We start from the raw sequence: 16,710 nt of genomic DNA, 5'->3' as shown, positions 1-16,710 counted from the left end.
GACCCGGCTGCCCCCGGCGGCAGGCGCCTGGAGGTTCGGGTGCCGATGCGCTGGGGCGACATGGACGCCTACGGCCACATCAACAACGTCCAAGTGGTCCGGATTCTGGAGGAGGCCCGGATCGCGGGCTTCGGGCCCCCGCGCGGGCCCGGACTGCCCGGAATGGAGCCGCCGGTGCCGCTCTTCAGCGACATCCCGGAGGGAACCCTCGCCCTCGTGGTGGAGCATAAGATCCGCTACGTCCGGACGCTCGAATACCGCAACGTGCCGGCGGTGGTCCAGCTTTGGATCGGCGCCGTCAAGGGCGCCAGCTTCGACATCCACTACCTCGTGCAGGATCCCGTGACCGGCGAGGACTGCGTCCGGGCCACGAGCCATCTCGCGTTCGTCGAAGAGGCCACCGGGCGGGTGCTGCGCCTCACGCCGGAGCAGAAGGAGCGGCTCGCGCCGTTCACTGCTGTCCACGCGGCCGTAGTCCCCCCGGTCCCATAGCCTCTTCCTCAGGTGCACAAATCACCCCTACAATGAACAACCCCGGAAGCAAGGAGCTGTGACGATGACGAACAGAAGCAAGAACGCACGGAAGAAGAAGTCGTGGAAGGAACTCTCGCCGCTGGCGCGGTTCGGAACCATTGCCGCCGCCGTCGTCCAGTTGAGCCTCCTGGTCGCGGCGCAGCGGGACATATCCCGCCGCCCGGCAGAGCAGATCCGCGGCAGCAAAGCCATGTGGCGGGGGATCACGCTGATCAACTTCATCGGACCGGGCAGCTATTTCACCTTCGGTGTCAAGGGGGCTCCCGCAGCCAAGTAGCTACCGGCAACCGTGCCTGCCGGTAGCTACTGAGCAGTAGCCGCAGCCTGGGCTTAATGCGGGCGTTCAGCTTAAGCCTGTAAATTGGGAGCATGACCCCATCCAAAAAGCCTGCCATGCACCGTGCCCTCGGCATCTCCAAAGAGATCGAAGACGCTGCCTGGTTTGTCTTGGGCCCGGGACTGCACGGCAGGCCGTCGGCCCTGGACGGGCGCACCAAAACGTGGTCGGTGCCGGCCGCCGCGGAGTTATTGGACCGCCTCGAACGCGGTGTTCCGGACTCCAAGGCCCCCATGATGACGAACCTCCGGCAGAACCTCGAGGGGGCGTCGCGCGGAGCCAAACAGCTGGCCGTGGAACTGCTCTTCCTGCAGTCCCTGCCGCTGGCCCATGAGGTGAAGTCGCTCAAGGTCAAGCGCGCACGGGTGGCCGAGGCCGCGAGCTGGCTGGAACCCCCGTTGGAGCTCCCGGACGAGCTCTACGCGGGCATGACGGACCACGGCGTGATCCGGGACCGCACGGCTGAGTTCAACTGGACCATCTGGGATCACCTGAAGTGGCTTTGCCGCTTCGTGAAGCACGTCGCCCAGCGTCCCGCCGGCGTCGTCGCCGCTGCCGTCAAGGACCCGCTGGCCTTCCACCAGCTGGTCGCCGGCACCCCCGACGACCAGCCGGCCATCCGCCGCAGCATCGAATTCCTGGTCTGGCCCAGCTACTTCGAACCCGTTGTGGCCGACGTCGAACGCCAGGAGATCCGCGATGCCTTCGCCTCCCTGGTCGGCGGGGCGAAGGGTGACAGCGACGAGGAAATCTCGGCGGACATCCACCGCATCCGGCTCCACCTCGACGAGCAGGCCGGCCAGCGGATCGACTGGTACTCCCGCCAGCTGGTCAGCCAATGGCGGAAGGTCGGCGATCCGGGCCGCCGAGCATGGCTGCTGCGCACCTACCATGACAACGCCGAGCTCCTCGCGGCCTGGCAGGCCGAGGAAACGGTGACGCTCGATGTCGAGCACCTCCGCCTGCTGGATCCGGGCGTCACGGCCGGACTGGTCCAGCATGCCGTGGACGAGGACTACAAACACCTCGGCTATGTGGAGCGCGAAGATACCAAGACCGCCGTCTTCGCCTTCCTGACCGTCATGAAGCCGGGCGACCTGGCCCTCTCCCAGAGCTCGGGCGCCGTCCGGGTCGGCGTGGTCCTCGGCGAACCTGAGCACCACGATGACAACCGCCGGCTGCGCCGCAAGGTCCGCTGGTTCGACGAGACCCATGACATGACCGAGCTGCCCCGGCACGTGCAGCGCCAGCTGGCCACCGCCGGGATCATCGTGGACATCACCCGCGTCATCGCCTCGCTCGAGGCACTCCTGCCGGTCGAAGCGGAAGCCGAAGCCGAGGAGGGCGAGCAGCCGGCCGCCGCCGTCGAACCCGCTTGTGAAGGGTTCCGCCCCCTGACGCCCGAATTTGCCGCGTCCCTGCACATGGACCTGGAGCCGTTGCAGGAAATCGCCGAACTCCTGGAGGAGAACCGGCAGCTGGTGCTCTACGGGCCGCCCGGAACCGGCAAGACCTACCTGGCCAAGCACCTTGCGGCCCAGCTGGCAGGGGACACCACGGACGAGCGGGTCAAGCTCGTGCAGTTCCACCCCTCGTACGCCTATGAGGATTTCTTCGAGGGCTTCCGTCCGGACAAGACCGAAGAGGGTCAGGTTTCCTTCAAGCTCGTGGCCGGTCCGCTGCGCCGGATCGCCGAAGAGGCCGCCAAACCCGGCAACGAGAGCAAGCCGTACTTCCTGATCATCGATGAGATGAACCGGGCGAACCTGGCGAAGGTTTTCGGTGAGCTGTACTTCCTGCTCGAATACCGCGACGACCGGATCTATCTCCAGTACAGCCCCAACGAGCCGTTCACGCTGCCGGACAACCTGTACATCATCGGGACCATGAACACCGCGGACCGTTCCATCGCGATGATGGATGCGGCCATCCGCCGCCGCTTCTCCTTCATCGAGCTGCACCCGAAGACCGAGCCGGTGAAGGGCTCGCTGCTGCGGTTCCTGCAGGCGCGGAACCTGGATACGACGCCGGCCCTGCTGCTGGACGCACTGAACGACGCGATCGACGAGTGGGACCGGGACCTCATGATCGGGCCGTCCTACTTCATGAAGAAGTCCGCCCAGACTCCGAAGGGCCTGCGCCGGATCTGGAAGTACGAGCTGATGCCGCTGCTCGAGGAGCACTATCACGGCCAGCTCAACCGGGCCCAGCTGGAGGAGCGGTTCGGACTGGACCAACTGCTCGCCCGCCTTGCGCGCGTCTAGCCTGCAGCGGCCCGGGACGTCCGCGGGACCGGTGACGTCCCACGGGCCGGCAACGTCCCGCGGTCCCGCCGCGGCGGTGCGCCGGATCGTGCTGGATGAGCTCTCGGGTGGGGTTGTGGAGCGGCTCGACCCTGCCAGCGCCGCCTACGTCAACGGCAGCGGCCTGGCCAAGGCCTCGCCGATGGGCCTGGGTCTGTACCGGATCGAGCCCGTGGGAAAGGTGGGCTCGGTGCGCACCCCGGCGGTGCAGCTTGAGGTGCGGCCCAAGGAACGCCTTGGCCTGGGCAGGCTCCTGTTCCTGCTCGGCTACGCGGGGGAGCAGGGCTTCCGGGATGATTCCGTGGCCGCGGTCGAGGAAACCGAGCTGTGGAGTGCCCTGGCCGAGTCCCTCGCACAACTGGCGGACCGTGCGCTGAGCCGCGGCGTGCTGCAGGGCTACCTCAATGTGGAGGAATCGCTCCGGACGGTCAAGGGCCGGATCCGGATTTCGGACCAGATCTCGCGCCGGCCCGGGATGCTGGTCCCCCTGGAGGTCTCCTACGACGAGTTCACCGAGGACATCGCGGAAAACCGGATCCTGCGCGCCGCGCTTGAGCGGATGTCCCAGGTCCCGGGTGTGCGTCCGGAAGTGCTCAGCCGTTTACGGCAGCTGAAGGGAAAGCTCGACGCCGTGACCCGCCTTCAGTCAGGAGCGCCGCTCCCGGTATGGCGTGCCAGCCGGATGAACACTCGGTACCACGCGGCGCTCCGGCTAGCCGAGGTGATCCTGCGCAACGCCTCGGCGGAGGCCGGCGACGGGAAGCAGCAGTCGGCGTCGTTTGTGGTGGACATGTCCAAAGTTTTCGAGGACTTCGTCGGGACGGCGTTGCGGCAGGCCATGGCGGCGTTTCCGGGGGAGATGCGCCTTCGCTACAACGCGCTGCTCAACGAGGCCGTCCGCGACTCCGACCGGATCGTGGTGCAGCCCGGCGCGGTCCATTTCCTGGGCGGCCGGCCGGTGATGGTTTACGAGGCCAAGTACCAGGCGGCTGCCGACCTCGGCGCGTCCCTCTCGGGGGACCATTACCGGATGCTGGCCTACTGCACCTCACTGAGGGTGCCCACGGCGTGGCTGATCTACCCGGGCGCAGGCGAAATCAAGCTGCGGCGGATCCTCAATACAGACATCGACATCGTAGAATTCCCGCTGGATCTGTCCTTGCCGCCGTCGGAAATCCTGGCGTCGGTGGCTGACCTCGCGCAACAGTCGTGGGGCGAAGTGGTGCGTCAGGCCACAATAAGCCGCTGACGGCGTCGGTGGTGCGAGTTACGCGGTTTCTTCCTGCTGGGCGGACAAGTTCAGCAAATGCTTCAAGAGCGCTTTTTCCGGCTGGCCCGGGTGGTTGGCGACTTGCCGGCGAAGATTATCGCGGACCTCCGCCTCTTCCGGCCCGGTCTCAGCGAGTATCGCATCGATGATCTCGGTCACTTGCCCGCGCAGGGGGCCGAGATCCTGCTCGTCCGCCCCCAACTGATCCAGGCTCAGGGAGGGTGTGCGTTCCAGGCCGCGGGGCCGACGGAATTCCAGCACCTGGGCGTCAGAATCGGACGACGGTTTTGATAGTGGCGCTGAGGAACTCGGCTCGTTCGACATCAGCGAGTGTTGCATCATCTAGCGATCTCCCGGGGGTGTAGTAAGGCCCTTAGGTACTGGCCGAATAGGGTCCAAGTCCCCGAAGATGAACATTATCCTAGGCAGACCGCCGTGTCTCGCTTAGCCGCTACGATAATTTTGTTGTGTCTTCGGGTGCGACGCCGGCGGGCCGGCGGGCTCGGGAAGACGGCGCCTCGGCGCCCAGCAGGAAGGCATCGAGCTGCTGCTCCAGCGCGGAGGGATCCTTGAGCTCGCATTCCCAAACGGTGAGGACCTGCCAGCCTGCACTCTCGAGCTGCCGGCGCTGCTCGGCGTCGCGGTTGCGGGTGCGCGTGCGTTTGGTTTCCCAGAACTCCGCGTTGGTCTTCGGCGCATGCTGACCCACGCGGCAGTCGTGGAAGTGCCAGAAGCAGCCGTTGACGAAGATGACTTTGTGGCGGCTGGCGAACACCAGGTCGGGGCTGCCGGGCAGGCGACCGCCGCGGGCGGTGCCGTGCAGCCGGTAGCGGTACCCCTTGGCATGGAGGAGCCTGCGGACGAGCAGCTCAGGCTGAGTGTTCTTTCCCCGGATGCGGGACATGTTCCAGCTGCGCCGCTCCGGTGTCAGCCTGTCCGCCATGCATTAAGTCTAGGCGGGCGGTGTCCGGCGCTAGATCTCCCGTTCGGGCTGCTCGCCGAACTGGAAGTGGCGGCCGGAAACCGATGTCGGCTCGATCTCGACGTAAAAGTCTTTCAAGGTGGGGACCCAGGGCTTCAGTCCCAGCGCCTCGGCCGCGGCGATGTCCGCGGACTGCTCCAGTACACGCGCGGTGCCGCGAAGGACGACTGACCAGGCGTCCGCGGACAGGATGCCGTCCGTTTCGAAGAGCACCTTGGAGTTGATGGTCAGTTCGGCCAGCTTGTTGCCCGGGGCGGTGCGGATGATCAGCTTCCGGCCGCTCACCGCGTAATTCACCGGAAAGATGTCCGGCTCGCCAGCCACGGTGACTACCAGCCTGCCGTGTTTGGTGGCCTCAATCAGTTTCCAGGACTGGTCGTCGTCCAGGTTGAGGATGGGATTGCCGTCTGCGTGTTCAAACATCATGGGCTCATTGTTCTATCTCGTGTAGAAAAAAACCAGAGGCTAACGGCGGAAAATGCGGGGCATGGGGCGGGGCGATGCGCCAGGCTAAAGTGTCCGCCCCCTCCGTGGCCTGTGCCTTGTTTCGCACTGCATCCGGTGCCTGTGGATAACGCTGAGGTCCAAAATGTGGCGTCGGTTACCCTTAAGCATTGTTTGCACTCAGGCGTCTTGATTTCTATCGGGGGAGTAGCTGACCATGACATCTCGACCTTCCGTCTCCGGCCGTCGCCAGGCCGTCTCCGCTGTGGTTGTTGCTGCGTCTCTGCTGTTGATCACAGCCTGCAACGGTGGAGGGTCTTCGCCGGGCGGCCCGCCGGCGACTGAGTCACTGAGCGCGTCTGCGGCACCCACGCCAAGCGCCACACCGTCACCGTCGGCCAGTTACAAACCCGCAGACGCCTCGGGCAAGGCCCAGAACGTTCCGGTCCCGGTTCTGCCGGAGGCCGCGAAGGCAGAGACGAAGGAAGGCCTGGAGGCGTTCGCGCGGTACTGGTTTGCCCAGTTGAACTTCGCCTATGAGACCGGACAGTTTTCCGGGTTGAACTCGGTAACGACCCTGGCCTGCGAATTCTGTTCAAACATAACTCGATCTCTGGCCACGAGCTATGAGGCGGAAAGATGGTTGGCGGGCGGGCATATTGAGACTCCATCAATTAGCACAAATTATGCGCCCCAGACAGACGGCCAATATCAAGTAATCGTGCAGGTTCAGCAAGCAAGAATCTCCTACTTTGGCCCGGGCGGTGCCGAGTTCCGGGCCCCGACGCCGCCGTCCGATACAGGAAATGTCATGCTCGCCGCGTTCACGGACGGGCGCTGGCAGCTTACCGGGCTCCATCCGATCCGATGACCCCAGCACATTGGCGTCGCATAAATCGGGTATTGGTATTCCTCGTGGTTGCTTTTGCACTGGGAAGTTCCACTTTCCTTCCACCGGCCGCATTTTCAGATGAAGGCGGGGTAGATGCTGGTTTCGGAAACCAAGGAATCAACGTGGGCGGTTGGAGGCTGGATCCGGACACCGGGCATTTCGTGCCCCTTGAAGCTGGCACCCCGTCCGCCGATCCCTACCAATACAAGTGGGAGCTCCAGTGTCATCTCGGCGGCGGTGACTTCGACACTCCTTGCCTTGCCCGACGCGTGGACTGCAAGGGGAACGGGCCGGATGGGCAGGATGGAATCCCTGTTGTCTGGCTGAAAGCACCGGCGGGCGTGCCGAACCCGATGTGGTCGTTCCATTCCGGGCCCACGTGCCTCTTCGATCCCAAGCCAGAAGACTTGCTGCCCCGGATCGCCGCCATGATCCAAACAGAGTTTCAGAAGCTCCCGGTCGCCGCTGGAACGGTCACGGCCCAACCTAGCCCGCACACTCTCCGCGGAGCCGAGACCAACTTCTTCGCAGCTGCGACCGAACAGCAGTTCGCCACCACTCTCCTGGGGCAACAAATACACGTCATTGCCAAACCGGTGCAGTACATGTGGACTTATGGCGACGGCACCTCGCTGGGACCGCAGACTGCAGCCGGTGGCCCGCTGCCCGAGGACCGTTGGGGCGAAAGAACCCTCACGAGCCACATCTACACCCAGACCGGAGATTTCTCCGTGGTGCTGACGACCCATTTCCAAGGCAGCTATTCCGTCAATGGCGGCCCACCCCTGCCCATCCCGGGACAAGGCCAATTCAGCTCGCCGCCACAGCAGGTCAGCGTGTGGCGCTCGATCACCCGGAACTACGCGGACAACTGCCTCCAAAACCCCCAAGGCCAGGGTTGTCCCGGAGCGGCCCCGAAAGCGCCGTAACGATCCCGCCGGTCGCCGGTCGCCGGTCTGCACCTGTACCTGGCGCGCACCGGCGTCGTTCCCTTGAGGAACGGCTAGAGTACAAGCCGGTGACCGACGACGTGTAGGGACAGAAGATTCATGGCATATGGCGAGCTCGATCCCTCGTCCGGGCGCCCATCCGGCAGGCGCTCCAAGAGCTTGCCAGCGAGGGCTACGTCTACAGAAAGCAAGGCAAAGGAACGTTCCCGGTCGTGGGCACCCGGGTTCAGCGGCCGGCCGACGTGCGGTCGGGGGCCTTGTACCAGTACCTCTCCGACACCGGACTGCATCCGACAGGGAAGGTCACCGGCGTCGAGCGGGTAGAGCCGCCCGCCCGGATCCGGGACCTCCCGGGGCTCGAATCGCACGAACGGCTCCTGCATTTCACGCGCCTGATCTCGGTTGAGGAGGAGCCCCTCGTCGAAGCCGACGTCTACATCCGGGCGCCTGAGGACTTCAGCCCCACGGCCGCGGAACTGGACGATGAAGGCTCCGCCTTCCGGCTCCTGGAGCGACAGTTCGGCATCGCACACGTACGAGCCGAGCACGATGCCTGGGCGACCGCGGCAACCGCCGACCAAGCGGCGATCTTCGGCGTGAGCCAGGGAAGCCCGCTGCTCGTCATCGAGACAATCTTCTACACGACGGGTGACCGGCCCGCGGGGTGGCGCTCCGCGGTGCACGAGGCCGAAAAGTTCAAGTACCGGTTCAGCACAAGCCAGTGATCGCCTCTATGGACCAGAGCCCCGTTTCCGCACCCTGCACACGTGATTTTCGCCCGCTCGGGACGATTCCCTCTTGACTTTGGCTTTACACCATGTAAATCTAGTAGACAGGTAATCAAGGTCACACGCAGGCAGTGCACTACGGCTTACAGGTGGACGTCAGGCTCCCCGGGGCACTGTCCTCCTTGTTTACCACAGCCTGCACCGAGTTCGGCGAGGAATCAATCCAGAGGTCGCGCGGTGCATGATCCTTCAAAGCGCGTGACGCCAACGATGGCGTGACGCTGACGAAAGGTTGTGCCAATGACGGATACAACAAGTGTCACCAGCAAAACCGTCAATACGGTCCTTGGTCCTGTTCCTGCTGCTGAGTTGGGTGTGGTGGCGGTGCATGAGGCGCTGCTTTCGGTGGTTCCGGGGGCGCAGTATGCGCCGGATGTGAGCATGGACCGGGCGGAGATTTTTGAGGTCCTGGCCGGGAAGCTGGCGGACTTCCGTGAGCATGGCGGTAAAACGATTGTGGACAGCACGGGGATGTTCCATGGCCGTGACCTGAAGCTGTTCGAGGCGCTTTCGCGCTCGACCGGGGTGCATATTGTCGCTTCGACGGGTATGGGTCCGGAGGAGATGCTGGGCGGTTATTTCCTGACGCCGCAGACGAACCCGCCGACGCCGTGGCCGGCTGAGAAGTTCGCGGACCTGTTTTCGAAGGAGGTCACCGAGGGCATGGTGGTTCCGCGCGTCGAGCGCCGGGGTGCGGCCGGTCTGGTGACCACGACGGCGGACCGGGCGGGCATGACCGCGACGGAGGAGAGCCTGTTCCGCGGCGCGGCCAGGACCGCGCTGGACACGGGCGTTCCGGTGTCCATCCGTTTCGGCGCCGATGCCCTGCACGATCTGGATATCGTCCTGGACGAGCAGATCGGGGCCGGCCGGGTGCTCGTTGGCGGCCTGGACCGCAGGGACGCCGCCAGTGCCGGGGCCGCCCTGGCGGTGGCCGGGCGTGGGGCGTTCGTCGGGATCGATCATGTGGGCCTGAACGAGGACGCGGGCTACCTCACCGACCACGAGCGCGCCGACCTGGTCCTCGGGCTCGTGCGGGCCGGCCATGCGGACAAGGTCATCCTCTCGAGCAATGCGATCGGCGTGGCCAAGGGGCAGCCGGAGTACGAGCTGCCGTTCAGCCACGTCGTCTCCGTCTTCGTGCCGTTCCTGAAAACCCGGGGCCTGTCCGAGGAGGATGCCCACCGCATCCTGGTGGAGAACCCGCGCGACCTGCTGACCGTGCGCTAAGCACGCACCGGCCCCTACATGACAAGCTTTCGAACCCCTGAGGTGAACGAATGACCAAGGTTAACACCGTGCTGGGAACCATCCCGGCCGAAGAACTGGAAATCGTGGCGGTCCACGAACACATCGGCTATGGCATGCCCGGATCCGAACTGGACACCCGGTGGTGGAAGTCCCCGGAGCAGGCCTACGAGGAGACCGTGCCGAAGCTGCGGAAATTCCGTGAATACGGCGGCGGGACCTTCGTGGATGCCACGGGCATCTGCAACGGCCGCGACGTGGACTACTACAAGTCCCTGTCTGCCAAGACCGGGGTCCATATTGTGGCGTGCACCGGTTTCGTCGGCGGCGACACCGCCTTGCCGCATTTCTCCCGCGCGACCGTGGACTACCTGACGAAGGTGTTCATCCACGACATCACCGTGGGGATCGGGAACACCGGGGCCAAGGCCGGTGTGATCAAGGTCGGGGTGAGCCGCGGCGGGCGGATGACGGATCTGGACAAGCGCATCTACCGGGCCGCGGCCCGCGCCGCCGTCGTGACCGGCGCGCCGATCCTGACCCATCTGGCCATCGATCCGGAACCGGCGGTGACCATCTTCAACGAAGAGGGCCTGCCGCTGGACCGTGTGCTTTTCGGCCATGCCGACGACGGGCTGAACGCTCCGATCACCCCGCACGACTGGATCTACGCCCAGGGCGGCCGGATCGGTTTCGACACCTTCGGCTACGACCTGGAACTGCCGGATCCGCCGTTTTGGGGCCGCAAGCGCGCCGAACGGATGGAGCACTTCGTGAGCCTCGTGAACAAGGGCTATACGGACAAGCTCCTCGTCTCGGCCGACGCGAACTGCAGCCCGCTGGGCTGGCCGGGCGTGAAGGGCCACACCATCAACTACATCTTCGAGGACATGATCCCGGACATGCGCGCGGCCGGCATCGACGACGCCACCATCAAACTCCTGCTCGAGGACAACCCGGCCGACTTCCTCTCGCTGAGCGCCTGACCCCGCACAGACCACCACAACTTACCCGTTCCACCAGACTTGGCCCGGGCCAAGAATGAGTCAAGAAAGAGATGAAACCAATGAAGGCTTCAGAAATCAAGAACCTCAAGATCGCCATCATCGGCGGCGGCTACGGCGGCGCCGCCGTGGCCAAGGCTTTGCAGAGCATCGGTGCGGAGAACGTCCACGTCTATGAGCAGGCGCCCGCATTGGGCCAGGTTGGGGCCGGTATCGGCCTGCGCCCCCCGACGGTCGAACTGTTCCGCCAGTGGGGGATCTTCGACGCGATTGCCGCGGTGAGCTCGCCCAGCGACCACCTCGAGATCCTCAGCGCGGACGGTGAGCACATCCTCGCCAACGAGGAGTGGCCCTTCCTGCACGCCTACGAGCAGGTCAACCACAACCGCATGATCCATCGCGGGGACTTCATCGACGCTCTGCTGAGCGTGCTTCCCGAGGGCATGGTGCACCTCGGCTACAAGCTGGAGACCATCGAGGACAACGGCGACCACGCGACGCTGACCTTCGAGAATGGCGAGATCATCACCGCCGACCTCGTCATCGGCGCCGATGGCATCCGCTCCACGGTACGCCATCAGCTGTTCTCGCAGAAGGAGCCGGTGTTCTCCGGCGAGCACGCCTACCGCGCGGTCATTTCGATCGACGACGCTCACGGCCTCGTCACCGACGACAACCCGCGCTTCTACATGGGCGAGAACGGCACGATCGCCTACAACCTGCCGCTGCGTCACCGCGGGCAACTCTCCTACGACATCACGGCCCCGTCCGATGACGCCTCGTGGGCGCCGGAGATCTCTCATGAGTATCTGGAGAAGATCCTGGAAGGCTTCGACGAGCGGATCGTCCAGGTCGCCCGGGAGCTCGACCTGAGCCAGGTGACGAGCCGTTCGGTGTTCGACATCGATCCCCTCGACTCGTGGCACACCGACTCCGTCGCGCTGCTCGGTGATGCCGCCCACGCGATGCTCCACCACCAGGGCCAGGGCGCGAACTCGGCGATCCTGGATGCCGGCGGCTTCGCCGACGCGCTCCTGCAGGGCGACTCCGTGAAGGACGCGCTGTCCATCTACGAGGCCACCCGCAAGCCCCTGACGGATGAGCTGCAGCGTGTATCGCGCCAGGGCTGGCACGCCGACGCGGTCGACTCAGCCTTCCCGGCCAACCAGTAAGGCGGAGGTCACACAATGCCTATTCACCCGCAAATCGCCGAGATCCTCAGCACCCTGCCGGCACCCGACGGTTCGCCGCTGGATCCGGCAGCCATGCGCGCCGGTGAGGCCGCGCAGGTAGCCCCGCTTGAGGACCGGCTGCCGCTGCACGCGGTCGAGGACCTGACCGCGGCGACGCCCGCGGGCGGGGTGCCGGTGCGGATCTACACCCCGGCCGAGGCGGACGCGTACGGCCTGCTGGTGTACTTCCACGGCGGCGCGTTCTTCCTGGGCAGCCTGGACACCCACGACCACGTCGCACGGGCCCTGGCCAAGGAGACCGGCCACAAGGTCATCTCGGTCGGCTACCGGCTGGCCCCCGAGGCCGCTTTCCCGGCCGGCCTGCAGGACTGCTACGGGGTGGTCCGCTGGGCCGCGGAGAACGGCGGGTCCCTCAACTGGGACGGGAAGAACCTCGCGATCGCGGGCGACAGTTCGGGCGGCAACTTCGTGGCCGGCGTCGCCGCGATGGCCCACGACGACGGGTTTGATGGCATCACCCACCAGGTCCTGTTCTACCCGTCCCTGGACCTGGACTTCGACGTCGACCGCTACGCCTCGCTGCGGGAGAACGCCCAGGGGTACGGGCTGGAGACGGCGGGGCTGTTGCCGTTCAACTCCTTCTACCTCGAGAGCGGCGCGGATCCGGCGGATCCCCTCGTCTCGCCCATCAAGCGCGGGGACCTGACGGGCCTGCCGCCGGCGCTGGTCATCACGGCCGAGTACGACCCGCTGCGGGACGAGGGTGAACTCTACGGCCGGCGCCTGGCGGAGGCCGGCGTGGACGCGACGGTCAGCCGGTACCCCGGCGCCGGTCACGGATTCGTCCAGCACTTCTCCTGGATCCCGGAGTACTACCGGGCCTTCGGCGAGACGGCCGCCTTCCTGAACGGGAGCGCCGGGCGATGACGCAAGAAGTGAAGGTCCATCCGCTGGTGTCGCCGTGGGGCCGGTTCGGTCTTTACAGCTTCTTCATTGACGCTCCCGAGCCGGCCATTGTGGACACGGGGATCGCGTCCTCGCCCGCCGAGGGCATGGTCCCCGCGCTGGAGAAGCTGGGCCGGCGGATCGAGGATGTGCGGTGGATCCTGCTGACCCATGGCCACATCGACCATCTCGGCGGGGCGCATGCCCTGTGGGAGCTCACCGGCCGGCGCGCCCGGGTCGTGATCCATGAAGCCGACGCGCCCCTGCTGCGGTCCCGGCGTGCGCACGTTGAGCAGTACGTGGACGTGCGCCAGCAGTACCTGAACAACCCGGACGCCGTCCAGGAGCAGACGAGGACGGCGAACCAGGTCATCTCCGGTGAGATGGAGCCGACCCTGCTGGTGAAGGGCGGCGAGACCCTCTCCCTGGGCGGGGACGTCTCGGTGTCCGTGCACCACCTCCCGGGCCACACGGCCGGATCCGTGGCCTATGTCGTGGACGGGCAGGCCTCGGTCTTCGTCGGTGACGCCGCGCAGATCCACGGTGCCGCCAACGGTTTCCCCGGCTACGAGGACCCGGCCGCCTACCGTGCGAGCCTGCAGTACCTGCGCGACGAGGTCCGCCCGCAGCACCTGTACCTGGGCCACCCGTACCGGAACGCCGACGGTGTGCCGTACGGGGTCGAACTGGACCGCGAGGCGGCCCGGAACGCCCTGCAGGCAAGCCTGGACCTCGAGGCCAGGATCGACGACGCCGCCCGCCGCTGCCTGCGCGCGGGCCTGCAGGAAACAGACTCGGTGTACTCCCCGTTCGCCCCGGTAGCCGAGGAGCTCGGCTACACCGGCGACCCCACACTGGAGCCCTCCCCGTTCTTCACCACACTCCACGGCTACCGCACGACCTATAACCACCTGACCAAGGATGAGGAGCTACGCACCCATGGATGACTTTAAGATCTGGAATGCCGGTGGGGAGTCGATTGCGATCCGTAAGGATCTGCGGGTCCCCATGCGCGACGGCATCGAACTCGCCGCGGACGCCTACCAGGGCGCCGAGGACAAGCCACGCCCTGCGCTGGTGGCCCTGAGCCCCTATGGCAAGGAACTGCAGGCCCTGGCCTTGACCACACCACCGCAGCGGCGCCCCAGCCCCATGTGGGATGGCTGCATCGAAGCCGGGGACATCGCCCGGATCGTCAAGGAGGACTACGTCCACGTCATCGGTGACCTGCGCGGCTCCGGCGCCTCCGAAGGCGAACACATCGGCAACTACAACGCCGGCGGTGTTTCCCTCGGACAGGATGCGTACGACTTCATCGAGTGGGTTGCCGAGCAGCCCTGGTGCGACGGCAATGTGGGCATGGTGGGCATCTCCTACTTCGGTTCCATGCAGGTGCTGGCCGCGGCCGAGCGCCCGCCGCACCTGAAGGCGATCTTTGTCTCCGGCGGCCACTACGACTTCTACGAAACCACGTACCACGGAGGCGTGATGTGGTTCATGCCGCGTGCGGCCCGGGAGGGCCGCGGCGGCGACTCCGGCTGGGCGTTCACGGACCGGGTCAAATCCCGCATGGTCGAGAAATACTCCCCCGGGGAACTCAAGGAACTCGTCGCCAAACGACTCCAGGATCCGGACGTCGCAGCATGGCCGAACCTGGTCCACGTGCTGCACTACCCGAAGAACCATGAGGCCTGGTTCGACATCGTGATGAACGAGCTCGACGGGGACTGGTACGAGGAGCGCAACCCGATCACGCTGGCCCCGAACATCGACATCCCGGTGTGGCTGCAGCTGGACCAGGGCCGCGGCTGGACGCTGGATGGCACCATCGACCTCTACAACGAGCTCAAGGGCCCCAAGAAGCTGGATATCGGGCCCTACCCGCCCATGCAGTCGCGGCCCTTCATCGAAGAACACGACAAGATGTTCCGGTGGTACGACTACTGGATCAAGGGTATCGATAACGGCGTCATGGACGAGCCGGCCGTGAGCGTGTTCGTGGAGGGCTCCCGTGAGGTTGTCACCGCCGACCAGTGGCCGCCGAAGGACGTGGAGTACAAGTCCCTGTACCTGCGCCCGCGCCGCGCACTGTCCACCGAGCCCGAGCTGATGGACACGGATTACGCCGCCCCGGACGGCTTCTACCAAGCACCGCTGACGGTGACCGACAAGGTGGAAATCATCAGCTGGTCCACGCCTGTGTTCGAAGAGGCTACGGAGATGATCGGCACCGGTGCAGCACACATCTTCGCCGAAATCGACCAGCCTGACACCAACTTCATCATGCGGCTATGGGATTACGCCCCCAACGGAAAACGCCAGCTCATCACTAGCGGATACCTCAAGGCCTCGCACCGGGAGCTGGATGAGCGGACCACGGAGGGCAACCCCCGGCACCCGCACACTCGCATCGAACCGGTGGAACCGGGGAAGATCGAGGAGTACGTGCTGCGCCTCTTCCCGTTCGCGAACACGTTCCTGCCCGGCCACAAGCTGACAGTGGAACTGTCAAACAACGAGCCGCTGGCGGACGAGCACAACGCGCTGCTGCCCCCGGATGCATTCCACCTGCCCGTGGGCCGGCCCGTCACCCACAAGATCTACCGCGACGCCACCCACCCCTCCCGCCTCGTCCTGCCATTCACCACCCGCAAGGCGACGTAGCCGAGGGCTTCTTCGCCCTCGCCGCAGTAACCCTGGAGCTGCCCGTCGCAGAGCGTCGGGCAGGGCGGCTGTGGGCAAAAGGCGTGCAGACACTTATTGGCGGAACCGAGTAGGTGGGCCGGGGTCTCCCGGCCCACCTACTCGCATAAGAATCAATCTTCGCTGAAACCGGCGTCTCCACGGTCATCAGGCACCGGCGGTCCATATCTGGCCTGCAAGGGGACGGCGGCCTCCAGAAGGATTCCGCGCAGCCAGTCCTTGAACGGGTCCTCCGCGAGCCACGGGTTCCAAACCATGTCGATGCCCAGGGTCTGGATGGGGAAGGGGAACTCCTCCATGCGCAGGTCGAAGCGGCCTTCAAATGCCAGTCCGACCTGATACCGATGGACCGCCACCCCGCCGGCCTGGGCGATCAGGTGGGGAATGAACAGGTAATCGGACACACGCTGTCGGACCGTGTACGGCACCTTGCGCTCGTCGAGGATCTCATAGGGCCGCAGGCGTTCCGGGGACGCGTCCAAAACCACATGGGGGACGGTCTCCAGCAGCTCCAGCGCATCGGCCTCCCGCGGTGAGTCCCACGAAGTGACGACGACCCAGCGGTCATCGTACAGGCGCTCACGTGGGTACGGCGTGGCGAACGTCTCGGGGAGCAGGATGACGTCCGCCGCGTCCTCCGCGAACGCCGCGATGGTCGCGGAGGACGTGGTGCGCAACCGCAGGACGGTGTTCGGCGCGCGCTCCGCGAGCAGCCGGGTGATCGTGCTTCCGATGACGAACGCGGTGCTGTTCGTCATCGCCACAGTGATCAGGCGGTCGTCGGTTGCGGGGTCAAAGGGCGCGGCATTAACGAGCCGGGCCGTCTGCCTGAGCGTCTGCCGCAGTGCGGGCAGGAGTTCCGCAGCCCGCGGCGTCAGCACCATAGAGCGCCCCTGCCGCACGAGGAGTTCGTCACTGAGCATGCGCCGCATGCGCGTCAGCGCATGGCTCATGGCCGGCTGCGACAGCCCGATTTTGCTCGCCGCGTTCGTCACCGACCGTTCTTCCAGCAGCGCCAGGAGCGGCACCAGCAGGTTGAGGTCCACCGATGCCAGCCGGGCCAGCTCGCCGTCCATTCCGGCTCGTCCCAGGTTGCTAGCCATGACTCGCCGGGAAG

Annotated in this window: 16 protein-coding genes; 12 read left to right on the top strand and 4 right to left on the bottom strand. The window is 65.7% G+C overall.

Features of this window, described 5'->3' with window-relative positions:
- The first annotated feature begins 45 nt into the window (after positions 1–45).
- The 4 genes from E5206_RS18480 (at position 46) to E5206_RS18465 (ending at position 4,423) form a co-directional block, all read left to right on the top strand.
- Positions 46–492: a thioesterase family protein gene (locus E5206_RS18480; RefSeq protein ID WP_136324229.1), complete on the top strand. Its 447-nt coding sequence runs from the start codon at positions 46–48 to the stop codon at positions 490–492.
- Between the two features lie 64 nt (positions 493–556).
- Positions 557–811 carry a hypothetical protein gene (locus E5206_RS18475; RefSeq protein ID WP_136323762.1) on the top strand — a complete coding sequence of 85 codons (255 nt, stop codon included), beginning with the start codon at positions 557–559 and terminating at the stop codon, positions 809–811.
- A gap of 92 nt (positions 812–903) precedes the next feature.
- Complete coding sequence (locus E5206_RS18470) at positions 904–3,135, top strand: AAA family ATPase (RefSeq protein ID WP_136323761.1); 2,232 nt, start codon at positions 904–906, stop codon at positions 3,133–3,135.
- A 31-nt stretch (positions 3,136–3,166) separates the two neighbouring features.
- Positions 3,167–4,423 carry an McrC family protein gene (locus E5206_RS18465; protein WP_240689839.1) on the top strand — a complete coding sequence of 419 codons (1,257 nt, stop codon included), beginning with the start codon at positions 3,167–3,169 and terminating at the stop codon, positions 4,421–4,423.
- Positions 4,424–4,441: 18 nt separating this feature from the next.
- On the opposite strand, the gene E5206_RS18460 is transcribed toward E5206_RS18465, so the two are convergent.
- The 3 genes from E5206_RS18460 to E5206_RS18450 all read right to left on the bottom strand — a co-directional run bounded on the left by E5206_RS18460 (position 4,442) and on the right by E5206_RS18450 (position 5,852).
- Positions 4,442–4,786, bottom strand: coding sequence for a hypothetical protein (locus E5206_RS18460; protein ID WP_136323760.1), 345 nt, complete (start codon positions 4,784–4,786; stop codon positions 4,442–4,444).
- 109 nt (positions 4,787–4,895) lie between these two features.
- The gene (locus E5206_RS18455; RefSeq protein ID WP_136323759.1) at positions 4,896–5,387 is read right to left on the bottom strand and encodes a very short patch repair endonuclease; all 492 of its coding nucleotides are present in this window, start codon (positions 5,385–5,387) and stop codon (positions 4,896–4,898) included.
- Between the two features lie 30 nt (positions 5,388–5,417).
- The gene (locus tag E5206_RS18450) at positions 5,418–5,852 is read right to left on the bottom strand and encodes a pyridoxamine 5'-phosphate oxidase family protein (protein WP_136323758.1); all 435 of its coding nucleotides are present in this window, start codon (positions 5,850–5,852) and stop codon (positions 5,418–5,420) included.
- Between the two features lie 921 nt (positions 5,853–6,773).
- On the opposite strand from E5206_RS18450, the gene E5206_RS19710 reads away from it, so the two are divergent.
- The 8 genes from E5206_RS19710 (at position 6,774) to E5206_RS18410 (ending at position 15,554) form a co-directional block, all read left to right on the top strand.
- On the top strand, positions 6,774–7,691 hold the full coding sequence (locus E5206_RS19710) for a hypothetical protein (protein WP_240689837.1): 918 nt from the start codon (positions 6,774–6,776) through the stop codon (positions 7,689–7,691).
- Positions 7,692–7,924: 233 nt separating this feature from the next.
- Complete coding sequence (locus tag E5206_RS18440) at positions 7,925–8,437, top strand: UTRA domain-containing protein (RefSeq protein ID WP_240689836.1); 513 nt, start codon at positions 7,925–7,927, stop codon at positions 8,435–8,437.
- A 303-nt stretch (positions 8,438–8,740) separates the two neighbouring features.
- The gene (locus E5206_RS18435) at positions 8,741–9,730 is read left to right on the top strand and encodes a phosphotriesterase (protein ID WP_136323756.1); all 990 of its coding nucleotides are present in this window, start codon (positions 8,741–8,743) and stop codon (positions 9,728–9,730) included.
- A 50-nt stretch (positions 9,731–9,780) separates the two neighbouring features.
- Positions 9,781–10,734, top strand: coding sequence for a phosphotriesterase (locus E5206_RS18430; RefSeq protein WP_136323755.1), 954 nt, complete (start codon positions 9,781–9,783; stop codon positions 10,732–10,734).
- 80 nt (positions 10,735–10,814) lie between these two features.
- Positions 10,815–11,924, top strand: coding sequence for an FAD-dependent monooxygenase (locus tag E5206_RS18425; RefSeq protein ID WP_136323754.1), 1,110 nt, complete (start codon positions 10,815–10,817; stop codon positions 11,922–11,924).
- A 15-nt stretch (positions 11,925–11,939) separates the two neighbouring features.
- The gene (locus E5206_RS18420) at positions 11,940–12,872 is read left to right on the top strand and encodes an alpha/beta hydrolase (protein WP_136323753.1); all 933 of its coding nucleotides are present in this window, start codon (positions 11,940–11,942) and stop codon (positions 12,870–12,872) included.
- Positions 12,869–13,837: an MBL fold metallo-hydrolase gene (locus tag E5206_RS18415; RefSeq protein WP_136323752.1), complete on the top strand. Its 969-nt coding sequence runs from the start codon at positions 12,869–12,871 to the stop codon at positions 13,835–13,837. The genes E5206_RS18420 and E5206_RS18415 overlap by 4 nt, the downstream gene beginning before the upstream one ends.
- A complete protein-coding gene (locus tag E5206_RS18410) occupies positions 13,830–15,554 on the top strand; it encodes a CocE/NonD family hydrolase (RefSeq protein ID WP_136323751.1) in 1,725 nt (574 codons plus the stop codon). Before E5206_RS18415 ends, E5206_RS18410 begins: the two co-directional genes overlap by 8 nt.
- Positions 15,555–15,706: 152 nt before the next feature.
- On the opposite strand, the gene E5206_RS18405 is transcribed toward E5206_RS18410, so the two are convergent.
- Positions 15,707–16,696 carry a LysR family transcriptional regulator gene (locus E5206_RS18405; RefSeq protein ID WP_136323750.1) on the bottom strand — a complete coding sequence of 330 codons (990 nt, stop codon included), beginning with the start codon at positions 16,694–16,696 and terminating at the stop codon, positions 15,707–15,709.
- Between the last annotated feature and the right edge of the window lie 14 nt (positions 16,697–16,710).

This window comes from Arthrobacter sp. PAMC25564, from assembly GCF_004798705.1.
Classification (GTDB): Bacteria; Actinomycetota; Actinomycetes; order Actinomycetales; family Micrococcaceae; genus Arthrobacter.
This window is presented reverse-complemented; position numbering and strand designations above follow the sequence as displayed.